This window comes from Sphingomonas sp. GW821-FHT10C01, assembly GCF_059415525.1.
The window spans coordinates 422141-440582 of the sequence record NZ_JBWKNK010000001.1 but is presented as its reverse complement, the minus strand read 5'-3'; the positions used below and the strand labels follow the sequence as shown (position 1 = coordinate 440582).

The window sequence follows — 18442 nt, the reverse complement described above, 5'->3', positions numbered from 1 at the left end:
CCCACCTAACAAAGTGCGAAAGCAGAGGCGATAGGGACTTTCGCCGCGACCCGTGATAGCCGCGACCGCATGGACATGATCGCCGAGACCTCGCCCACCGCCCTCATCGCCGAGCTGGGCGTCCGCGCCCGCGCCGCCGCCGGGGTGCTCGCGGGGCTGCCGGCGCCACGCAAGGCACAGGGCCTGCGCGCCGCCGCCGCCGCGATCCGCGCCGATGCGGACGCGATCCTCGCGGCGAACGCCAAGGATGTCGCAGCGGGCGAAGCGAATGGTCTTTCGGGCGCGCTGCTCGACCGGCTGCGGCTCGATCCCGCCAGGCTCGAGGGCGCGGCGTCGGGAGTCGAGGCGGTGGCCGCGCTGACCGATCCGGTCGGCGAGACCATCAGCACCAGCGAGCGTCCCAACGGCCTCCTGCTCAGCCGCGTGCGCGTGCCGATCGGGGTGATCGGGATCGTCTATGAAAGCCGTCCCAACGTCACCGCCGATGCGGCGGCGCTGTGCGTGATGAGCGGCAATGCCGCGATCCTGCGCGGCGGGTCGGAAGCGGTGCACAGCAATCGCGCGATCCACGCCGCCTTCGCCCGCGGCCTTGCCGATGCGGGACTGCCCGAAGACGCCGTCCAGCTCGTCCCCACCACCGATCGTGCGGCGGTGGGCGCGATGCTCAAGGCCGACGGGGCGATCGACCTGGTCGTGCCGCGTGGCGGGAAGAGCCTGGTCGCGCGCGTTCAGGAAGAAGCGCGCGTCCCCGTGCTCGCGCATCTCGACGGGATCAACCATACCTATATCGACGGCGCCGCCGATCCGGACATGGCCCGTGCGCTGGCGATCAATGCCAAAATGCGCCGCACCGGTATCTGCGGCGCGACCGAGACCCTGCTGATCGACACCGGCTTCGCCGATCCCGCGCCGATCCTGTCGGCGCTCGCCGATACCGGCTGCGAGCTGCGCGGCGATGCGGATATCCGTGCCATCGAGCCGCGTGTCGTGGCCGCCAATGCCGAGGACTGGGACACCGAATATCTCGATTCGATCCTGTCGGTGAAGCGCGTCGACGGCGTTGCCGGCGCGATGGCGCATATCGCCGCGCACGGATCGCACCATACCGACGCGATCGTCACCGAGGACGCGGCCACCGCCGAACGATTCCTCAACGGCGTCGACAGCGCGATCGTGATGTGGAACGCCTCGACCCAGTTCGCCGATGGCGGCGAGTTCGGGCTGGGCGCGGAGATCGGCATCGCCACCGGCCGCCTGCATGCGCGCGGTCCGGTCGCGCTGGAGGGGCTGACGACCTATAAATGGGTGGTGCGCGGAACCGGCCAGATCCGGCCATGAATCGGACGGGCGCGAGGCTGGAACCCGGCCTGCGCGTTCCTATCTGACCCGCGTCCCTCTTCCCGAAAGGATCGCCCCATGCGCATGAAGCCGCTCGGCCGTACCGGCCTGTTCGTCTCCGAAATCTGCCTCGGCACCATGACCTTTGGCGGTCAGGGCGCGTTCGCCCGCATCGGCGACCTCGGCCAGGACGACGCCGACGCGCTGGTCAAGGCGGCGGTCGACGCCGGGGTCAATTTCATCGACACCGCCAATGTCTATTCGGAGGGGATGTCGGAAGGGATCACCGGCCAGGCGATCCGCAATCTCGGCCTCGATCGCGACGAGCTGGTGCTGGCGACGAAGGTGATGGGGCCGATGGGTCCCGGGCCCAATAATCGCGGCACCTCGCGCAAGCATATCGTCGCGCAGGCCCATGCCAGCCTCAAGCGGCTCGGCACCGACTATATCGATCTCTACCAGATCCATGGCTGGGACCCGGCAGTGCCGGTCGAGGAGACGGTCGAGGCATTGGATACGCTCGTCCGCGCGGGCGACGTCCGCTATGTCGGCGTCTCCAACTGGGCCGCGTGGCAGATCATGAAGGCGCTGGGCATCGCCGAACGGCGCCAGGCGGCGCGCTTCCAATCGGTCCAGGCCTATTACACGCTTGCCGGACGCGACATCGAACGCGAGATTGGCCCGATGATCGCTTCGGAGGGCCTGGGTCTGATGGTGTGGAGCCCGCTCGCGGGCGGCTATCTCTCGGGCAAGTATCGCGGCGGTGGCGAAGGCAGGCGCGCCGGCTTCGACTTCCCGCCGGTTAACATGGCACGCGGCGACACGGTGCTCGACGCGATGGAGCCGGTCGCGGCCGCGCACGGCGTGTCGGTGGCTCCGGTCGCGCTCGCCTGGCTGCTCCAGCGCCCCGAGGTGACCAGCATCATCGCTGGGGCCAAGCGGCCCGACCAGCTTGCCGACAACCTCGCCGCTGCGCAGTTGCGCCTCACCGAGAGCGAAATCGCCTCGCTCGACGCCGCGAGCACCTTGCCGCCCGAATATCCCGGCTGGATGATCACGCGCCAGGGCGAGTATCGCCGCGGCGGTCAGGCCGGCTTGCCACCGACGGACAGCGCACGCTGAAACGCATCGGCCTTCTTGGCGGGTCGTTCAACCCGGCGCACCGCGGACACCGGGCGATCTCGCTTCACGCCCTGCGCGCGCTGGAGCTGGACGAAGTGTGGTGGATGGTCTCGCCCGGCAATCCGCTAAAGGAGGCGAAGGGCATGGCCCCCTTCGCCGCCCGGATCGCTTCGGCGCGTGCGATGGCCAAGCACGCCCCGATCCGACCGACCGCGGTCGAGAAGCGGCTCAAGACCCGCTACACCGTCGATACGCTGACCAAGCTCCCCCGCCTCTACCCCAAGCATCGCTTCATCTGGCTGATGGGCGCCGACAATCTGGCCCAGTTCGATCAGTGGAAGGGTTGGCGGCGGATTGCGCAACAGGTTCCGATTGCGGTGATCGCTCGTCCGGGCTATGATCGTGACGCCCATGCAAGTCCTGCCATGGGCTGGCTGCGGCGCTTCGTGCGGCCCGCAGGCCAGGCGAAGAACTGGACGAAGTGGAGTTTGCCGGCACTGGTGCTGTTGCGCTTCCGCCCTGACACGACTTCGGCGACACGGCTTCGCGCCGCCGACCCCGCCTGGCACCGGCGCTATGCGCCGTCCCCACATCACCGCACGCGCGTCTCCGGACGCTAGGAGCAGACTTGAACGCCACGCCCCATGTTTCGCGTAGTCCCGAACCCAAGGGTTCCCTGAACGAGGCTGACGCGCTGCATAAGCTCGTCCTCACCTCGCTCGACGACGATCAGGCGGTGGAAACCGTCTCGATCCCGCTCGCGGGCAAGAGCAGCATCGCCGACTATATGGTCGTCGCCAGCGGCAAATCGACACGACAGGTCGCGTCGATGGCCCAGAAGCTCGCTGAGAAAATCAAGGCCGAGTTCGGCCGCAGCCCGCGGATCGAGGGGCTGCCGACCGCCGACTGGGTGCTGATCGACGCCGGCGACGTGATCGTCCATCTGTTCCGGCCCGAAGTGCGCACCTTCTACAATCTCGAGCGCATGTGGGCGTTCGGAGACACGCCGTCGCTCGGCAACGCCTGAGTTTCACTTAGTGCGCCGCACCAGCCCACTCGCCCACCCAGCCACCCATATCATGCTACCGCTGGGTGGCCGGGTGGGGGAGTGGGCTGGTGCCGTGACCCGAATCTAGGTCCGTGCTGCTGCATATCGTGGCGCGCGGGCGCATCGGGCGGGGGCCGGAGGCCGATCTTGTCGCGCGCTACATGAAGCGCGTGACCTGGCCCCACAAGATCACCGAGATGCCCGACACCGGCGGCAAGCTGCCCGACCTCGCGCCCGGCACGCGCCGGGTGATGCTCGACGAAAAGGGCGACAATTTGCCCTCGCGCGTGCTGGCGGAACGGCTTCAGGCGTGGCGCGACGACGGGGTGCGCGAGACCCGCTTCCTGATCGGCGCGGCGGACGGATTCGGCGACGCCGAGCGGGCCGAGGCCGACCTGCTGATCGCATTCGGCCGGGCGACCTGGCCCCATCTGATGGCGCGCGCGATGCTTGCCGAGCAATTGTGGCGCGCGACCAGCATCCTCACCAACCATCCCTATCACCGCGAAGGCTAGGATGCGCGGGACCCTGATCCCCGCTGCCGTCGCCTTGCTGGCGATCGCCGGGGTGAGCGCTTTGCCGGCACAGGCACCCGATCTTCCCGCCCAACAGGGGCAGCTCAAGGCGGCGAACCAGGCCGCCAGAACCGCCGAGGCGCGCGCGAAGCAGCTCCAGCGGGCCGCCGATGGCGAGCGCGACGAAACCCGGCGCGCCAAGCTGCGCGAGGCTGCGGTCGCGGCAAGCATCGCAGCGGCGGAGGCCCGGATCGTCGCGGCGCAGGCGCGCACCGCGATCGTCGACCGGTTGCTGGTCGAACAGCGTGTGCGGCTGGAGACGCAGCAGGGACCGATCGCGCGGTTGATCGCGGCGCTCCAATCACTCGCGCGGCGACCCGCAATGCTCGGCCTGCTCCAGCCGGGGTCGACCGCCGACATCGTCCATGTCCGCGCCGTACTGGGCAGCGTCGCCCCAGTGGTGCGCGAGCGCAGCGCGAGCGTGCGTGAAGAGATCGCCCGCACCCGCCGCCTGCGTGAAGGCGCCCAGATCGCCGCGCGCAGCCTGAGCGACGGGCGGGAGAAGCTCGAAACCGAGCGGCTTGCATTGCTCAAGATGGAGGCCGGGCACCGGCTGCGCGCGACCGGATACCGGCGCGACGCGATGATCGAATCGGACCGCGCGCTCGCGCTGGGCGAGCAGGCGCGCGACCTGGTCGAGCTGATGGACACGCTGGGCGCCGCGGCGCAGACGCGCGAGGCGCTGGAGGCGCTGCCCGGTCCGCTGCCCCGCCCGGGCGCGGAGAGCGAGGAATCAGCGGCCGCGTCTTCCCAGCCGGCATCGACCCGCCCGCCCCCCTTCCGGCTTCCGGTCGCCGGCAGCCTGGTCACCGGACTCGGCGAAATATCGGAGTCCGGGGTGCGCTCGCGCGGCCTCACGCTTTCGACCTGGGCGGGCGCGCAGGTCGTGGCACCGGCGGCGGGGCGCGTGATCTATGCCGGGCGGTTTCGCGGCTATGGCAATATCGTGATCCTCGATCACGGCGATGGCTGGTCTTCGCTGATCGCGGGGCTCGACCGGATGCTGGTCCGCGTCGGCGACGCGCCGGTTCAAGGCACCCCGCTTGGCCGGGCGCCGCCGGGCGAAGCGCCGCGCATCACGATCGAACTGCGCCGCAAGGGCCAGGCGGTCGATCTGGCGCAACTGCTGGATTGAGAGTCTTTTTCCAAGTTGCCGCACCAGCCCGCTCCCTGAAACCAAATTCGCCCCGTCCTTGCCGCTTTGCGGCCACGGCTTTCCGGTCTATCCTGTCACCAAGCATCGCTCAGGAAGTTCGCGTATGATCCGTCCCCTGCTTCAGGTCACCGCCGCCGTCGGCGCGCTGGCGCTTATTCCCGTCACCACCGGCGCCATGGCGAGCGTCGAGACGTCCAGCTATCGCGAGCTCGATACCTTCATGGACGTCTATGCGCGCGTGAAGGCCGGCTATGTCGACAAGGTCGACGACAAGACACTGATCAAGGGCGCGATCGAAGGAATGCTCGCCAGCCTCGATCCCCACAGCTCGTTCGCCGACGGGATCGACTACGACAATCTGCAGATCCAGACCCAGGGCAGCTATGGCGGCCTGGGCCTGTCGGTCACGATGGAGGATGGCGCGGTCAAGGTGATCACGCCGACCGAGGACACCCCCGCCTGGCGCGCCGGGATCAAGTCGGGCGATTTCATCACCCATATCGACGGCAAGCTCATCTATGGCGGCACGCTCGACGAAGCCGTCACCCAGATGCGCGGCGAACCGGGCAGCAAGATCGCCATCCGCATCGTCCGCCCCGGTCGCGACAAACCGCTCGAATTGACCCTGACGCGCGAGATCATCGTCCAGAAGGCGGTGAAGTGGGAGGTCAAGGACGGCATTGGCATCCTCAACATCAACACCTTCAGCGCCACCACCGCCGCCGACATGCGCGCGGGAATCGCGGGAATCGAAAAGCAGCTGGGCGGCAAGCCCAAGGGCTATGTGATCGATCTGCGCGCCAATGGCGGCGGCCTGCTCAGCCAGGCGATCGAGGTGACCGACGCCTTCCTCCAGCATGGCGAGATTGTCTCGCAGCGCGGACGCGACAAGGCGGACATCGAACGCTGGTATGCCAAGGCCGACGATCTGGCCCGCGGCCTGCCGCTGGTCGTGCTGGTCGATGCCGGCACCGCTTCGGCGTCGGAGATCGTCGCGGGTGCGCTCCAGGATCATCACCGCGCGCTGGTGCTGGGCGAACGCACCTTCGGCAAGGGGTCGGTCCAGTCGATCATCGATATGGGCCCACGCAGCGCGCTGCGCCTGACCACCGCCCGCTATTACACGCCGTCCGGCCATTCGGTGCAGGAAGGCGGGATCACCCCCGACATCGCCGTGCCGCAGCTCACCGATCCCGACTACAAGACCCGGCCGGTGCTGCGTGAGGCCGATCTGCGCCGCCACCTGCTCAACCAGGCCAAGGTCGACAATTCGGTGCTTGAGGAAGACACCAAGCCCGATCCGCGCTTCGCCGCGAGCGTCGATGATCTGAAGAAAAAGGGCATCGAGGACTTCCAGCTCCATTACGCGCTGGCGACCATCGCCCGCACCGCCGCGCCCGCGCGGATGGCCGGGGGCGCCGCGCCCAAGGCCGGCAACCGGCGCTGAGAGGCAGGAAGGTCATGACACCCCGCCGCACCGCGCAGGCGCTTGCCCTGCTGCTTCCCCTCGGCTTGATGGCCGGCGCGCTCTACAGCCAATATGTCGGCGGGCTGTTCCCGTGCGAGATGTGCATGTGGCAGCGCTGGCCGCACTACACCGCCATCGCGCTCGCCGCGCTGTCGTTCGCGACCAAGCCGTTCCGGGACGCCCTGGTCTGGCTGGCGACGCTGGCCATCGCGATCAGCGGCGGGATCGGCGCCTTCCATGCCGGGGTCGAGTATAAATGGTGGGAGGGCATCACCCAGTGCGCCACCCATTTCGGCGGCGGCAGCGCGCTTGAGGCGATCATGAACGCGCCCTTGGTGCGCTGTGACGTCGCGCCCTGGCATTTCCTCGGCATCTCGCTCGCAGGCTGGAATGCGATCCTTTCGCTCGGTGGCGCGTTGGTGATCGCGATACTGATGCTCAGGAAGCAACGCCGATGAACTGGAAGCCCGGCGACCGTCGCGACGCGATCGCGTCGATGATCCGCGTCGATCAGGCGGGCGAATATGGCGCCACGCGAATCTATGCCGGCCAGCTCGCGGTGATGGGCGACCGGCATGACATGGCGCGCGCGATTTCGGGCATGGCGAACCAGGAGGAGCGGCACCGCGCCTTTTTCGACGCGCTGATCGCGCAGCGCGGCGTGCGCCCGACCGCACTTCAGCCGATCTGGAACGTCGCGGGCTTCGCGCTGGGCGCGGCGACCGCGGCGATCGGTCCGGCGGCGGCGATGGCATGCACCGTCGCGGTCGAGACCGAGATCGACCTCCACTACCAGGAGCAGCTCGACGCGCTTGGTGACGGCGATCCGGTGCTGTCGGCGGCGGTTGCGGAGTTTCGCGCCGAGGAACTCGAGCATCGCGATTCGGCACTGGCGGCGGGGGCGGAGAACGCGCCGGCCTATCCCTTGCTCGCCGGCGCGATCCGGCTGGCATGCAAGGCTGCCATTGCGGTCTCGAAACGGATATAGGGGCGATAGGGGTACGGAGTTGACGATGACGAAGACGATCCTGCTGAGCCTTGTCCTTGCCGCCGCGCCGATGGCGACGCCGCTGCCCGCATTCGCCCAGAATGCGGCGCAGAACGGCGTGCTGGTGATCTATGGCGACGACAAATGCCCCACCAACGCCGATGGCGACGAGGTGGTGATCTGTGTCCGCCGCCCCGCCGAGGAGCGGTTCCGCATCCCCAAGGAGCTGCGCGGCCAGGACGTAACGCCGCAGAATCAGAGTTGGGCGGTGCGCCAGCAGGACGCGCTGAACACGGGCGGGACCGGTATCGGCAGCTGTTCGGCGGTCGGCGCCGGCGGCGGAATCGGTTGTTCGACCCGCGAGATCCAGGCCGGCAAGGCTGAGGCCGACGCCCGCAAGCGGGCCGAGAAGGTCCTGCCCGACTAGGATCCAATCCTATCGATCATCATCCTTGCATAGGCCGGAACCCTTCCGGCTGACGGAACAGGCAACGCCGCAACGTCAGCTCCAATGGGTCCCGCTCGTGCCGGGACAATGACATGACGGTGATGGGCTGCAATGAATTCGACGATGCGGGGAATCGGGTTGGGTGAAGCGCGCGGACACTGGCGCGTTCCGGCGTTGTTGTTCGCGCTGGTCTGGCTGTCCTGCACGTGGTTCGGCTCCTGGGCGTTCAATCCGAACAGCGCGACGCGGCTGCTCGCCGCCACCGCCATCGTCGAGCATGGCGATGCGCGGATCGACAATTTCACCGACATGACGATCGACAAGGCGCTGTTCGACGGCCATTTCTACATGGACAAGGCGCCGGGCATGACGCTGATGGCGTTGCCCTGGGTAGCGCTGACCAATCAGGTCACCGACCGTAGCTCGTTCGACATTCCCCATCGCATGTTCGATCCCGTCGCCGAACATTTCCTGGCGGTGCGAATGCGCGTCGCGATCGGCTTTACCAACGCCATCCTAACCGCATTGGCGGCGATCGCGCTGCTCCAGCTCGGCACCGGCATCACCCGTAGCCGCGCCGCGGGGCTGTTCGGCGCCGTCGGCTTCGCCTTCGGAACGACGATGTGGGGGTGGAGCACCACCTATTTCGGCCATGCGCCCACCACGGCGCTGATCGCCATCGCGCTATGGGCGGTCTGGCGTGGTACCGGCAAGGGAACGCATCCCGGCCGCTATGCGCTGATCGCGGGGCTCGCGCTCGGCTGGGCGGTGGTGATCGAGCATAGCGCGATCCTCACCGGCGCGCCGGTCGCGCTTTGGGCGCTATGGCGCATCCGCCGCTGGAAGGCCTCGGCCATCGCACGCACTCTCGCTTTCGCGCTCGGTGGCGGCATCATCGCCTCCATCCCGCTCTTCGCCTACAACATCGCCGTGTTCGGCCACCCCTTCCAGACCGGCTATTCGGGCGTGGTCGGGTTTGAGGGCATGCAACAAGGGCTGTTCGGCCTCACCTATCCGAAGCCCGACATCCTGTGGGAGATCCTCGGCGGCAAGCGGCGCGGCATGGTTTGGGTGGCGCCGGTGCTGGTGCTCGCGCCGTTCGGCATCTGGACATTGCTGCGCGATTCGAAGACCCGTGACATCGGCATCATGGTGGCGGCTGGCGCGATCGTCGCGTTCCTCTACCACGCGTCCTATGTCTATTGGGACGGCGGCAACTCGACCGGGCCGCGTCATGCGCTCCCCGCGGTCGCCTATCTCGCCATCGGCCTCGCCGCCTTCTGGGCGGGCGCGAGCCGCGTGGAGAAATGGCTCGGCGGCGGCTTCCTTGCCGCAAGTGTCGCGATCAACCTCGCCATCACCGCAGCGGAGGTTCAGGCGCCGCATTTCTACCCCGCCCCGGTGACCCAGCACATCATTCCCAAGTTCCTGAGCGGCGACATCCGCACCATCCCGAATGAATTCTGGGGCTGGTCGGCATGGACCGGCCTCGGCGTCTATCTGGCGCTCGCCGGATTGCTTTCGGCGTTGCTCGCGCTGGCGTGGATGCGGGAGCGACAAGTCCCTGAAACCGCTTGAGAATGATTCGCGGCTGAAACTTCGTTCGGTCTGACTGGTTGAAATGGCCAGAGGAGAGTTCCGATGGCCGACGACCGGATTTTCGCGGAGCTGAAGCGCGACCATGACCGACAGCGCAAGCTACTTGACGCGATTGGCGAGACCAGCGGCGACAGCGCGGAACGCCGCACCCTGTTCGAGGAACTGCGGCTGGAGCTTCAGGCGCACGCCGCCGCCGAGGAGGAGTCGCTCTACGCGACCATGCTCGCCAACCCCGATCTGCGCGACGACGCCCGCCATTCGGTGTCCGAGCACAAGGAGGTCGACGACATGCTGGGCGAGCTGGTCGAGATGGAAATGAGTTCGACCGGCTGGCTGACCCGCTTCAAGACGATGCGCCACCGCTATCTCCATCATATCGACGAGGAAGAGGAAGAGATGTTCCCCGCCGCGGCGAAGGATCTCGACTCCGCGACCAAGGACCGGCTCGCTACGGTGTTCGAGAAGCGTAAACCGAAGGAGCTGGCGCGCGCCGAGGATGAGCTGCCGGGCGACGCGCGCGAATAACTGACAGGCATGTTAGTGACTGGACGGACGCGACGGAGCGCGTAATCTGCCTCTCAAAACAGGGAGAGGCTCATGATCCGCACCGCCGCCGTTGCGCTGTTCGCCGTCGCGTCGTCCGCCGCGCTCGCCAAGACCATCGACGTCCCCGCTGGCCCCAATGCGCAGGAACGGCTGCAGGAAGCGCTGCTCGACGCCAAGCCCGGCGATGTCGTCCAGATCGGCGCGGGTCGGTTCGATCTGACCGACGGCCTCAGCCTCGACGTCGACAAGGTCACGGTGCGCGGCGCCGGGCCGGACAAGACCGTGCTGAGTTTCAAGGGCCAGCTCGGCGCGGGCGAAGGGCTGCTCGTCACCTCCGACGATGTCGTGCTGCGCGGCTTCGCGGTCGAGGACAGCAAGGGCGACGGGATCAAGTCCAAGGACGCCAACCGCATCGTCTACAAGGATATCCGCGTCGAATGGACCGGCGGGCCCAAGGCGACCAACGGCGCCTATGGCGTCTATCCCGTCTCCAGCCACACCATCCTGGTCGACGGCGTCACGGTGAAGGGCGCGTCCGACGCCGGTATCTATGTCGGCCAGTCCGAGCGCATCGTCGTGCGCAACTCGACCGTCTCGCAGAATGTCGCGGGGATCGAGATCGAGAACAGCAATCACGCCGACGTCCATGGCAACACCGCCACGGGCAATACCGGCGGCATCCTGGTGTTCGATCTGCCCAATCTCCCCCGCATGAACGGCGGCGGGGTGCGCGTGTTCGGCAACAAGGTGTTCGCCAACGACACGCCGAACTTCGCGCCCAAGGGCAATATCGTCGCGACCGTGCCCAAGGGTACCGGCGTGCTCGTGATGGCCAATGACGGCGTCCATGTCTTCGACAACGATCTGTCGGAACATGCCACCGCGAACGTGATGATCATCTCCTACCGATCGAAGTTCGAGGACGCGAAGTACAACCCCTATCCGCGCCGCATCATCGTCTCCGGCAACCGTCATGGCCGCGCCGGCTTCGCACCCGACGTGCCGGGCGGTGGATTCCTGACCGCGGCGTTTGGCGGAAGCGCGCCGCCGGTGTGGTGGGACGGCACCGGGACTGTCTCGGAACTGGGACTGCGTGTCGCCGATGCCGTGCCGGTGCTCGGCCTCGGCCTTGCGCTCGGCGCATCGACCGACACCGCCAAGCCGTCGAAGGTCGAGCTCAATGCCCCGGATGTCGCGCAACCCTCCCCGATCGTGCTGCCGCCCGAGATGGAGGCTGCGGCCAAGTGAAGCGGATCGGCGCGGCGCTGCTCGGGCTCGCGGTGCTGGGCTTCGCCGCTGCCGCGGCGCGCCCGTCGCCGCAGGTCAACGACGCCGCGATCGCCGCCGATGGCTATCCGGCGAAACTGTCCGACTATGGCTTCTTCGCCGATCTGGTGAAGCGGACTCCAGCCTCACGTGTCGTCGGCTACGACCTCGAGACCGCGCTCTTCTCAGACTATACGGTCAAGCAGCGCTTCATCTACGTGCCCGCCGGGGCGAAGGCGAAATACGATCCCGCCAAGGCGTTCGACTTCCCCGTCGGCAGCGCCCTCATCAAGACCTTCGGCTATGGTGAAGGGGCGGCGTTCCGGCCGATCGAGACGCGTCTACTGCTACGCCGCGCGGCGGGTTGGGTCGCGATCCCCTATGTCTGGAACGCCGAGGGTACCGATGCGGTGCTGAAGCGCGCGGGCACGCGGCTGGCGGTCAGCTTCACCGACCCCTCGGGCAAGCTGCGCCAGATCAGCTACGCCGTCCCCAACCAGAATCAGTGCAAGGATTGCCACGCCCTGTCCGGTCAGATCACCCCGATCGGCCCCAAGGCGCGCTACCTCAACCACAATGGTCAGCTCCAGAAGCTGGTCGCCGCCGGTGTGCTCGACCGCGTGCCCGCAAACGCCCCGCGCGTCGCGCGCTGGGACGACCCCAAGGCGCCACTCGATGCCCGCGCGCGCGCCTATCTCGAGATCAACTGCGCGCATTGCCACAATCCGGCGGGCGCGGCGTCCAATTCGGGCCTGTTCCTTGAGCTTGACCGCAAGGAAGCGGTGACGATCGGCATCGGAAAGCGACCGGTCGCGGCGGGGCGCGGCAGCGGCGGGCGCGAGTTCGCAATTCAACCCGGCAACGCCGACGCCTCGATCCTGATCTATCGCCTGCGCAGCACCGATCCCGGCATCGCCATGCCCGAACTGGGACGCGCGACCGCGCATGACGAAGGCATCGCCATGCTCTCGCAATGGATCGATTCGATGTCCGCGGCCCAAACCCAAAAGCGTTGAACATCACCAACTCGGGTGGCTGATGTTTTGACTTGGCAACTTATCCCGCACACGCTGCGTTTCAGCGAATATGTGCCTGGTGTTTCCCGATCCGCCCGTTGTGGCGAACCTTGCGCTCCCAGCGGCACGACAGCGGCCTGCCGCGTACAAATCGGACCGATGCGGCTGACGCCGGACTCCGCCGAGCTTCCCCATCGGGGCAATGCGACGGAAATACCGATCGCTCAGGTTCGCGCCGCCACCCGTCACCTCGCCGAACTGCAGACCAGTCTGCTTGCGCACGGCGTTCGCGTGTTCGGCGGGCGGATCGACCGGTTCATCATTTACACCCTCGCCGCACGCGTGACCGGCCTGTCAGATTCGGAAGCCGCAACGATGGTGCCGACGTCCGCCCACGCGCTCGCGGCCTCGCTCGGCCGGCCCTATGAAACGATCCGGCGGCACGTGAACGCGCTGATCGACGACGGACTCTGCGCCCGCCACGGTAACCGCATTCATGTCACCGCCGAAGGGCTACGCCGTCCCAGGATCGCGCATCTACTGCGCTGGTCCCACGATTGCTTCGTCCGCTTCGTCGAGAGCATGGCCGCTGCCGGCGAACCGTTGCCCCAGGCGCGAGGCATCACACATTATGAGATGGCAAATGGCGTGCGCACAGCGGTCGACCTTATGCTCGCGGTACTCCAGACCAATCGCGAGCGCCACGCAAGCTGGCTCGACCTTATCCTGTTTTCCACCGTGGTTGCCGCCAACTGCCGCAATCACCGCGGCAGCGACGCGCTAAGCCGAGCCGACAGGCCGGTTGCCTCGCGGACGGTGGCCCGGATGATCGGGGTGACGCCGGTCACCGCCCACCGACATCTGTCGGCGATGACCCAGATCGGCTCGTTGGTGCGGGAAAACGGCGGATTCAGGGTCAACGGCGCCTGGCTGGCGCACCCCACCGCCCAGGCCGTGACCGACGCCAGCGTCCAGAACATCCGCCGCCTGCTGGGCGGGCTGGCGGCGCAAGGCTTTCCGTTCGACGATCCCGCCCGGGCTTATCTTGCCGCGCGACCGCCACTCACGCCGATTCGCTAAGGCTTTGGCTGTTTAAGCTTCGCCAGCGCCGCGAACGGCCCGGCCTCCTCCTCGTTCAGCACCCCGGCCTCGCGCAACGCCGCCTCCGCACCCGGGCTGCGCGGGAACGGATCGAGCGCCAGCGCCAGCGTCTCCGCCGCCGCTTCACCCAGGTCGATCGCCCCGCCGCTGTAGAAGACGGTGTCGCAATCGCCTTCGCTCAGCTCGACCTCGTCGCCGCTTTCGCCGCCTTCGGGAACGAAGCGGATCGCGAAATCCTCTTCGATCTTCGCCGGAACCGCATCGCCGGTGATGCTGCACGGCTGAACCACCGCGCCTGACAAATGGCCGCGCGCGATGGTGCCTGCAGCGTCCGAGCGGATCGCGTAATCGGCAACGAGCTTATCGATCGCGATCAGCCCGAAACGGCGGGCCAGCGCGCCGCGCTCGTCCGCATCCGCCTCGACGCGCACGCTACGCTCACCCGCGCCGATCGTGTCGAGCCGCTGAGGCCGGGAAAATTCGGGAATCATGCCGTCAGGCGTCCCGCCATCAACGCGTCGAGCTCGACTCGCGCGAGCGTCGCGTGGAGCGCGCGCAGCTCGCCCGCGCTATGCGCCAGCGCCGCGGCGCCCGGATCCTCGGCGCGATAGAGGTTGCGCAGCAACGCCTCGTCGAGGGACTCGGTCCCCGTCACCAATGCGTCGCGATAGGCGCCCAGTCGTCCGCCGAGCAGGCCCATCATCTTGCCCATCCGCTTGCCGACCACGACGTCGCCGATGCCGATCTGGCGCAGCTGGCCGTCCATATCCTCGACGAAGCACTCGATCAGCCGTGCGATCGTCTCCGCCGCCGTCGGCTCCGCCTCCAGCCTCAGCAAGACCACCGCCAATACGCTCGCGATGGTGTCGAACCGGCCGTTGACCGTGTCGGGCACGCCGCCCGCTTCATACCAATGCGGCTCGCGTCCGCGCGCCACGACGGCCTGATACAGCGCCGCCGCGGGATTTTCCGCCTTGCGTCCGGCCAGCCGTTGCCACAATCCCATGTTCCTGTGCTCCACCCGCCCGCGCGACTTGTTTGCGCGAGCGCGGGCGCATATTGAGGCGAACGGCCCGCGATGCAATGCATAGCGCCCGTCCGTCATGGGCCTGCCCGCCCTGGGAGAGTGAGTTTGATGATTTCCGCCCGTGCCCTTCTTACCGCTGCTTGCGGCGCCGCCCTTCTGGGAACGGGCGCCTGCGCACCGCTTCGCGGCTATCAGGGCTATGTCGTCGACGCCGATCTGGTGAACTCGGTCCAGCCGGGCGTGGACAATCGCGAATCGGTGCTGGCGACGCTGGGCAAGCCGACGCTGACCAGCCAGTTCAACCAGGGTGAATGGTATTATGTCGGGCGCAACACCCGCAATTATGCCTTCAACAACCCCAAGCCGCGCGAACAGACCACGCTGCGTATCCGCTTCGATGCGCAGGGCAATGTCGTCGAGGTGACCCGCACCGGCGTGGAGCAGGTCGCGTCGATCAACCCATCGAACAAGAAGACCCCGACCTTGGGTCGCGAGCGCGGCTTCTTCGAGGATCTGTTCGGCAATATCGGAACCGTCGGTGCCCCTGGCGCCGGGGGACCGGGGCCGAGCGGCGGCCCGTAGGAGCCGTAAGCCTTTCATTTTGCTGACTGCCCCATTTTCGGGACGTTCAGTCAGGCGGCTCTAGACCCAGGATCACGCCGGATCGCTTCCGGTTTGAACCAAGGAGAGCTGTGATGAGAAAGAAGCTCATGATTTCGGCGCTGATCGCCGCCGTCGCCATGCCGGCGATGGCACCGATGACCGCCCATGCCCAGAGCCAGCGCGAGGTCCGCCGTGACCGCGAGCAGCTGCGCGAAGAGCAGCGCGAGCTGCGCCGTGCCGAACGCTATGGCGATCGCCGCGACGTGCGCCGCGAGCGCGACGATGTCCGCGATGCCCGCCGCGACCTGCGCGATTCGGTCCAGGACCGTAACCGCCGCTGGGGCAATGACGACTGGCGTGGCTGGCGCGACCGCAATCGCGGTACCTATTCGCGTGGCCAGTGGCGTGCGCCATTCCGCTATTACGGCTTCCGCGACGGCGCGCGCATCGGGCCGCAATATTATGGCAGCCGCTATTTCATCAGCGATCCGTGGCGTTATCGCCTGCCGCCGGCGGGCTACGGACAGCGTTGGGTGCGTCACTATGACGACGTCCTGCTGGTCGATACCCGGCGCGGCTATGTCGTCCGGGTGATCCGCAACTTCTTCTGGTAAGTTGCCACTTACAAAAATGGCCGCGCCGGCGAATACGCTGCCGGCGCGGCCTACTCGTATTCCGGTCCCGAAAGGGTAGGACCATTTGCCGCAACGCGCGGGAATCGCTTTGGTTCGATTCCCTGCGAAATTGCGGCCGCCGCCGAGGCACTTTTCCGGTTTCCGTGTCCCAGTGGCAACCGATCGACACGGTGGAAAAAGGCTCCGGAGCAGTATCCTGCCCGCTCAGCGCACCGTGAACAGCAACTGATCGACCACGCGCCCGCCAGGATCGACCAACCGCAGGCGATGCCGCCCCGGTCCGGCCAAAACCATCGGTCGCGCGTCCGCCGCACCCAGATCGCGGCCGTCCAGCTCGAGCCGGTGGCCCGTCACCTCACCCGACACAGTGATCGCCATCCGCTGCCGATCGACCGGGATATCGGGGTCGAGGGCATAGACGCTGCCCGACACCGGACTCACGATATGGGGACGGCGCGAGGCAGGCGGCGCGACCGCGATCTCGCTCATCCCCGTGCCCTTCAGGAAATATTCGCGGCGCGGCTGTTCCAGATTGCCGGTGAAGCGGATTTCGCGCGCCTCGATCCCCTCGGGCCGGGCAGGCGCGCGGCCCGGGGCCTGTGCATGGAGCGCCATCATCACATCGCGCCATACCGGCGCGGCTCCGCTGGTCCCCGACACCGCGCGCATCGGATCGCCCTCAAGGTTTCCTACCCATACAGCGACCGTGTAGCGGTCCGTGAAGCCGACACACCAATTGTCGCGCATCGCCTTCGACGTGCCCGTCTTCACGGCGGCCCAAAACGGCAAACGCAGCGCCGAATCCATGCCGAACGTGCCGGCGCGGGCATTGGGGTCGGCGAGCATGTCGGCGACCAGCCACGCCGCCTGCGGCGTCGTCGTCGCGCGATCCGGCTCGACCTTCGCGTCCTTGCGCACATGCAGCGGCGACCAGCGCCCGCCGCGCGCGAGGCTGCGGAACGCCGCCGCCTGCTCGACCAACGTCACCTCGGCCGAGCCGAGCGCAAGGCTGTAGCCATAATAGTCGCCGCTCTCGGTCAACCCGCGATAGCCGGTGTCCCAGAGGCGATCGCGGAACGGCTCCACCCCCGTCAGCAGCAAGGTGCGCACCGCGGGCACGTTGAGCGACCCCGCCAGCGCCGCGCGCGCGGTCACCGGCCCCTTGAAGGCGCGGTCGTAATTCTGCGGGACGTACAGCCCCGATGCGGTGTCGAGCTGAACCGGTGAATCGTCGAGAATCGAGGCGGGGGTCAGATACCCCTTCTCGAGTCCCAGGGCGTAGAGGAAGGGCTTGAGCGTCGATCCCGCCTGGCGATAGCTGTTGGCGCCATCGACCGACGGCGCGGTCGACGCGCCGCCGATTCCGCCGACCCAGGCGAGAATCTCGCCGGTCGCATTGTCCGCGACGATCACCGCGCCATCGCGCGCGCGCGTCCCGCCCAGTCCCTGCAACTGACGCCGCAGCGCGCGCATCGCCAGCCGCTGAATGCGCGCGTCGATCGTCGTCTCGACGCGCAGGCCGGGCTGGGTGAGCAGCCGGTTGGAGAGGTGCGGCGCAAGGCCAGGATCGAGCGCCAGGCTGCGCGCCGGGCCGAGCATCGAGGCAGCGGCGCCCGCAAAGCGTGAGCAATCGCTCTCTCGGGACAGGGCACAGGCGCGACGCGCGACCTCCGTCGTCCCCGCCGTGGGGTTGGGCAACAGCGCCGCGAGCAACAGCCCGTCGTCGCGGGTCAGCGCTTCAGGCGTCTTGCCGAACAGGCCGAGCGCGGCGGCGCCGATCCCCTGCGCCTCGCCGCGAAACCCCGCGAGATTGAGATAAGCTTCAAGGATATCATCCTTGCTCCATGTCCGCTCGATCGCCGCGCCCGCGCGCATCTGGCGCAGCTTGTCACGCAGGCCGCGCGATCCCGGCGCGGCAAGACCGGGCGACAGATAGGCCGCGACCTGCATCGACAGCGTCGAGGCGCCGCGCGCGCGTTTCCCCTCGATCCGGTCGCGGATCGATCCGGCGACCGACCACCAGTCGATCCCGTCATGATCGCGGAAGCGCTTGTCCTCCGCCGCGACCAGCGCCTCGACCGCCGCCGGCGCGATCTTGTCGAGTGGCACCCAGGCGAGGCGGCGTGCCTGGAAATCGACCCGCGCCGAATCGAGCAGCCGCCCGTCGCGATCGTAGAGCCACGCCTCGGACGGCCTCCACGCCGCGACGGTGGCGCCGTGGCCCGGCAGCAGCGGCGGTCGCGTCGCATAATCGGCGACGCCATAGATCGCGGCCAAGCCGAGGATCGCGGCGATGGCGATGCGGGGGCCGGTCCACCAGACGCGGTGGGTGGGGGCTTCGAGGCGTGCCCAGAGGGTGCGGGCGCGCTGCCAGAGGTTGGACACCCGGCTCATCCGTCACCCCGACCTTGTGCCCGGGTCCACCGAGAGGCCAGCGCGGAGCAAGAGGTTCCAGCGCGCCGCGTCGGGAGCCGTGGACCCCGGCACAAGGCCGGGGTGACGGTTA

General features: G+C 67.9%; 20 protein-coding genes. 17 read left to right on the top strand and 3 right to left on the bottom strand.

The features are described 5' to 3' along the window. Positions 1-69: 69 nt before the first annotated feature. The 15 genes from AC07M1_RS02250 (at position 70) to AC07M1_RS02180 (ending at position 13650) form a co-directional block, all read left to right on the top strand. The gene (locus AC07M1_RS02250) at positions 70-1338 is read left to right on the top strand and encodes a glutamate-5-semialdehyde dehydrogenase (RefSeq protein WP_495160940.1); all 1269 of its coding nucleotides are present in this window, start codon (positions 70-72) and stop codon (positions 1336-1338) included. A gap of 78 nt (positions 1339-1416) precedes the next feature. After that, positions 1417-2460: an aldo/keto reductase gene (locus AC07M1_RS02245; RefSeq protein ID WP_495160939.1), complete on the top strand. Its 1044-nt coding sequence runs from the start codon at positions 1417-1419 to the stop codon at positions 2458-2460. Next, a complete protein-coding gene (locus tag AC07M1_RS02240; protein ID WP_495162799.1) occupies positions 2457-3080 on the top strand; it encodes a nicotinate-nucleotide adenylyltransferase in 624 nt (207 codons plus the stop codon). The genes AC07M1_RS02245 and AC07M1_RS02240 overlap by 4 nt, the downstream gene beginning before the upstream one ends. A gap of 56 nt (positions 3081-3136) precedes the next feature. Further along, on the top strand, positions 3137-3487 hold the full coding sequence (rsfS, locus tag AC07M1_RS02235) for a ribosome silencing factor (protein WP_495162798.1): 351 nt from the start codon (positions 3137-3139) through the stop codon (positions 3485-3487). Between the two features lie 113 nt (positions 3488-3600). After that, on the top strand, positions 3601-4023 hold the full coding sequence (locus AC07M1_RS02230; protein WP_495160938.1) for a 23S rRNA (pseudouridine(1915)-N(3))-methyltransferase RlmH: 423 nt from the start codon (positions 3601-3603) through the stop codon (positions 4021-4023). A 1-nt stretch (position 4024) separates the two neighbouring features. Then, positions 4025-5218, top strand: a complete 1194-nt coding sequence (locus tag AC07M1_RS02225) for a murein hydrolase activator EnvC family protein (RefSeq protein ID WP_495160937.1) — start codon at positions 4025-4027, stop codon at positions 5216-5218. Between the two features lie 124 nt (positions 5219-5342). Beyond that, positions 5343-6686, top strand: coding sequence for a S41 family peptidase (locus tag AC07M1_RS02220; protein ID WP_495160936.1), 1344 nt, complete (start codon positions 5343-5345; stop codon positions 6684-6686). 14 nt (positions 6687-6700) lie between these two features. Then, on the top strand, positions 6701-7165 hold the full coding sequence (locus tag AC07M1_RS02215) for a disulfide bond formation protein B (RefSeq protein ID WP_495160935.1): 465 nt from the start codon (positions 6701-6703) through the stop codon (positions 7163-7165). After that, positions 7162-7695, top strand: coding sequence for a demethoxyubiquinone hydroxylase family protein (locus AC07M1_RS02210; RefSeq protein ID WP_495160934.1), 534 nt, complete (start codon positions 7162-7164; stop codon positions 7693-7695). Before AC07M1_RS02215 ends, AC07M1_RS02210 begins: the two co-directional genes overlap by 4 nt. A gap of 25 nt (positions 7696-7720) precedes the next feature. Then, a complete protein-coding gene (locus AC07M1_RS02205; protein WP_495160933.1) occupies positions 7721-8122 on the top strand; it encodes a hypothetical protein in 402 nt (133 codons plus the stop codon). A gap of 132 nt (positions 8123-8254) precedes the next feature. Continuing rightward, positions 8255-9721 carry a hypothetical protein gene (locus AC07M1_RS02200; RefSeq protein WP_495160932.1) on the top strand — a complete coding sequence of 489 codons (1467 nt, stop codon included), beginning with the start codon at positions 8255-8257 and terminating at the stop codon, positions 9719-9721. 63 nt (positions 9722-9784) lie between these two features. Further along, positions 9785-10267, top strand: coding sequence for a hemerythrin domain-containing protein (locus tag AC07M1_RS02195; RefSeq protein ID WP_495160931.1), 483 nt, complete (start codon positions 9785-9787; stop codon positions 10265-10267). A 72-nt stretch (positions 10268-10339) separates the two neighbouring features. Further along, positions 10340-11536: a parallel beta-helix domain-containing protein gene (locus AC07M1_RS02190; RefSeq protein WP_495160930.1), complete on the top strand. Its 1197-nt coding sequence runs from the start codon at positions 10340-10342 to the stop codon at positions 11534-11536. Then, complete coding sequence (locus tag AC07M1_RS02185) at positions 11533-12570, top strand: SO2930 family diheme c-type cytochrome (RefSeq protein ID WP_495160929.1); 1038 nt, start codon at positions 11533-11535, stop codon at positions 12568-12570. The genes AC07M1_RS02190 and AC07M1_RS02185 overlap by 4 nt, the downstream gene beginning before the upstream one ends. Positions 12571-12729: 159 nt before the next feature. Further along, positions 12730-13650, top strand: coding sequence for a hypothetical protein (locus tag AC07M1_RS02180; RefSeq protein ID WP_495160928.1), 921 nt, complete (start codon positions 12730-12732; stop codon positions 13648-13650). Here AC07M1_RS02180 and AC07M1_RS02175 read toward each other — a convergent pair. Together AC07M1_RS02175 and AC07M1_RS02170 are read right to left on the bottom strand one after the other, a co-directional pair. Beyond that, positions 13647-14162, bottom strand: a complete 516-nt coding sequence (locus AC07M1_RS02175; protein WP_495160927.1) for a YceD family protein — start codon at positions 14160-14162, stop codon at positions 13647-13649. The two genes, AC07M1_RS02180 and AC07M1_RS02175, sit on opposite strands and share 4 nt — an antisense overlap. Next, positions 14159-14677 carry a ubiquinol-cytochrome C chaperone family protein gene (locus AC07M1_RS02170; RefSeq protein WP_495160926.1) on the bottom strand — a complete coding sequence of 173 codons (519 nt, stop codon included), beginning with the start codon at positions 14675-14677 and terminating at the stop codon, positions 14159-14161. The genes AC07M1_RS02175 and AC07M1_RS02170 overlap by 4 nt, the downstream gene beginning before the upstream one ends. A 129-nt stretch (positions 14678-14806) precedes the next feature. Here AC07M1_RS02170 and AC07M1_RS02165 point away from each other — a divergent pair, with 129 nt between their 5' ends. Beyond that, on the top strand, positions 14807-15280 hold the full coding sequence (locus tag AC07M1_RS02165) for an outer membrane protein assembly factor BamE (RefSeq protein ID WP_495160925.1): 474 nt from the start codon (positions 14807-14809) through the stop codon (positions 15278-15280). A 113-nt stretch (positions 15281-15393) separates the two neighbouring features. After that, positions 15394-15915: an RcnB family protein gene (locus tag AC07M1_RS02160; RefSeq protein WP_495160924.1), complete on the top strand. Its 522-nt coding sequence runs from the start codon at positions 15394-15396 to the stop codon at positions 15913-15915. Between the two features lie 225 nt (positions 15916-16140). Here the strand turns inward: AC07M1_RS02160 and pbpC are convergent, their stop codons facing one another. Beyond that, positions 16141-18330: a penicillin-binding protein 1C gene (gene pbpC / locus AC07M1_RS02155; protein ID WP_495160923.1), complete on the bottom strand. Its 2190-nt coding sequence runs from the start codon at positions 18328-18330 to the stop codon at positions 16141-16143. Positions 18331-18442 lie beyond the last annotated feature (112 nt).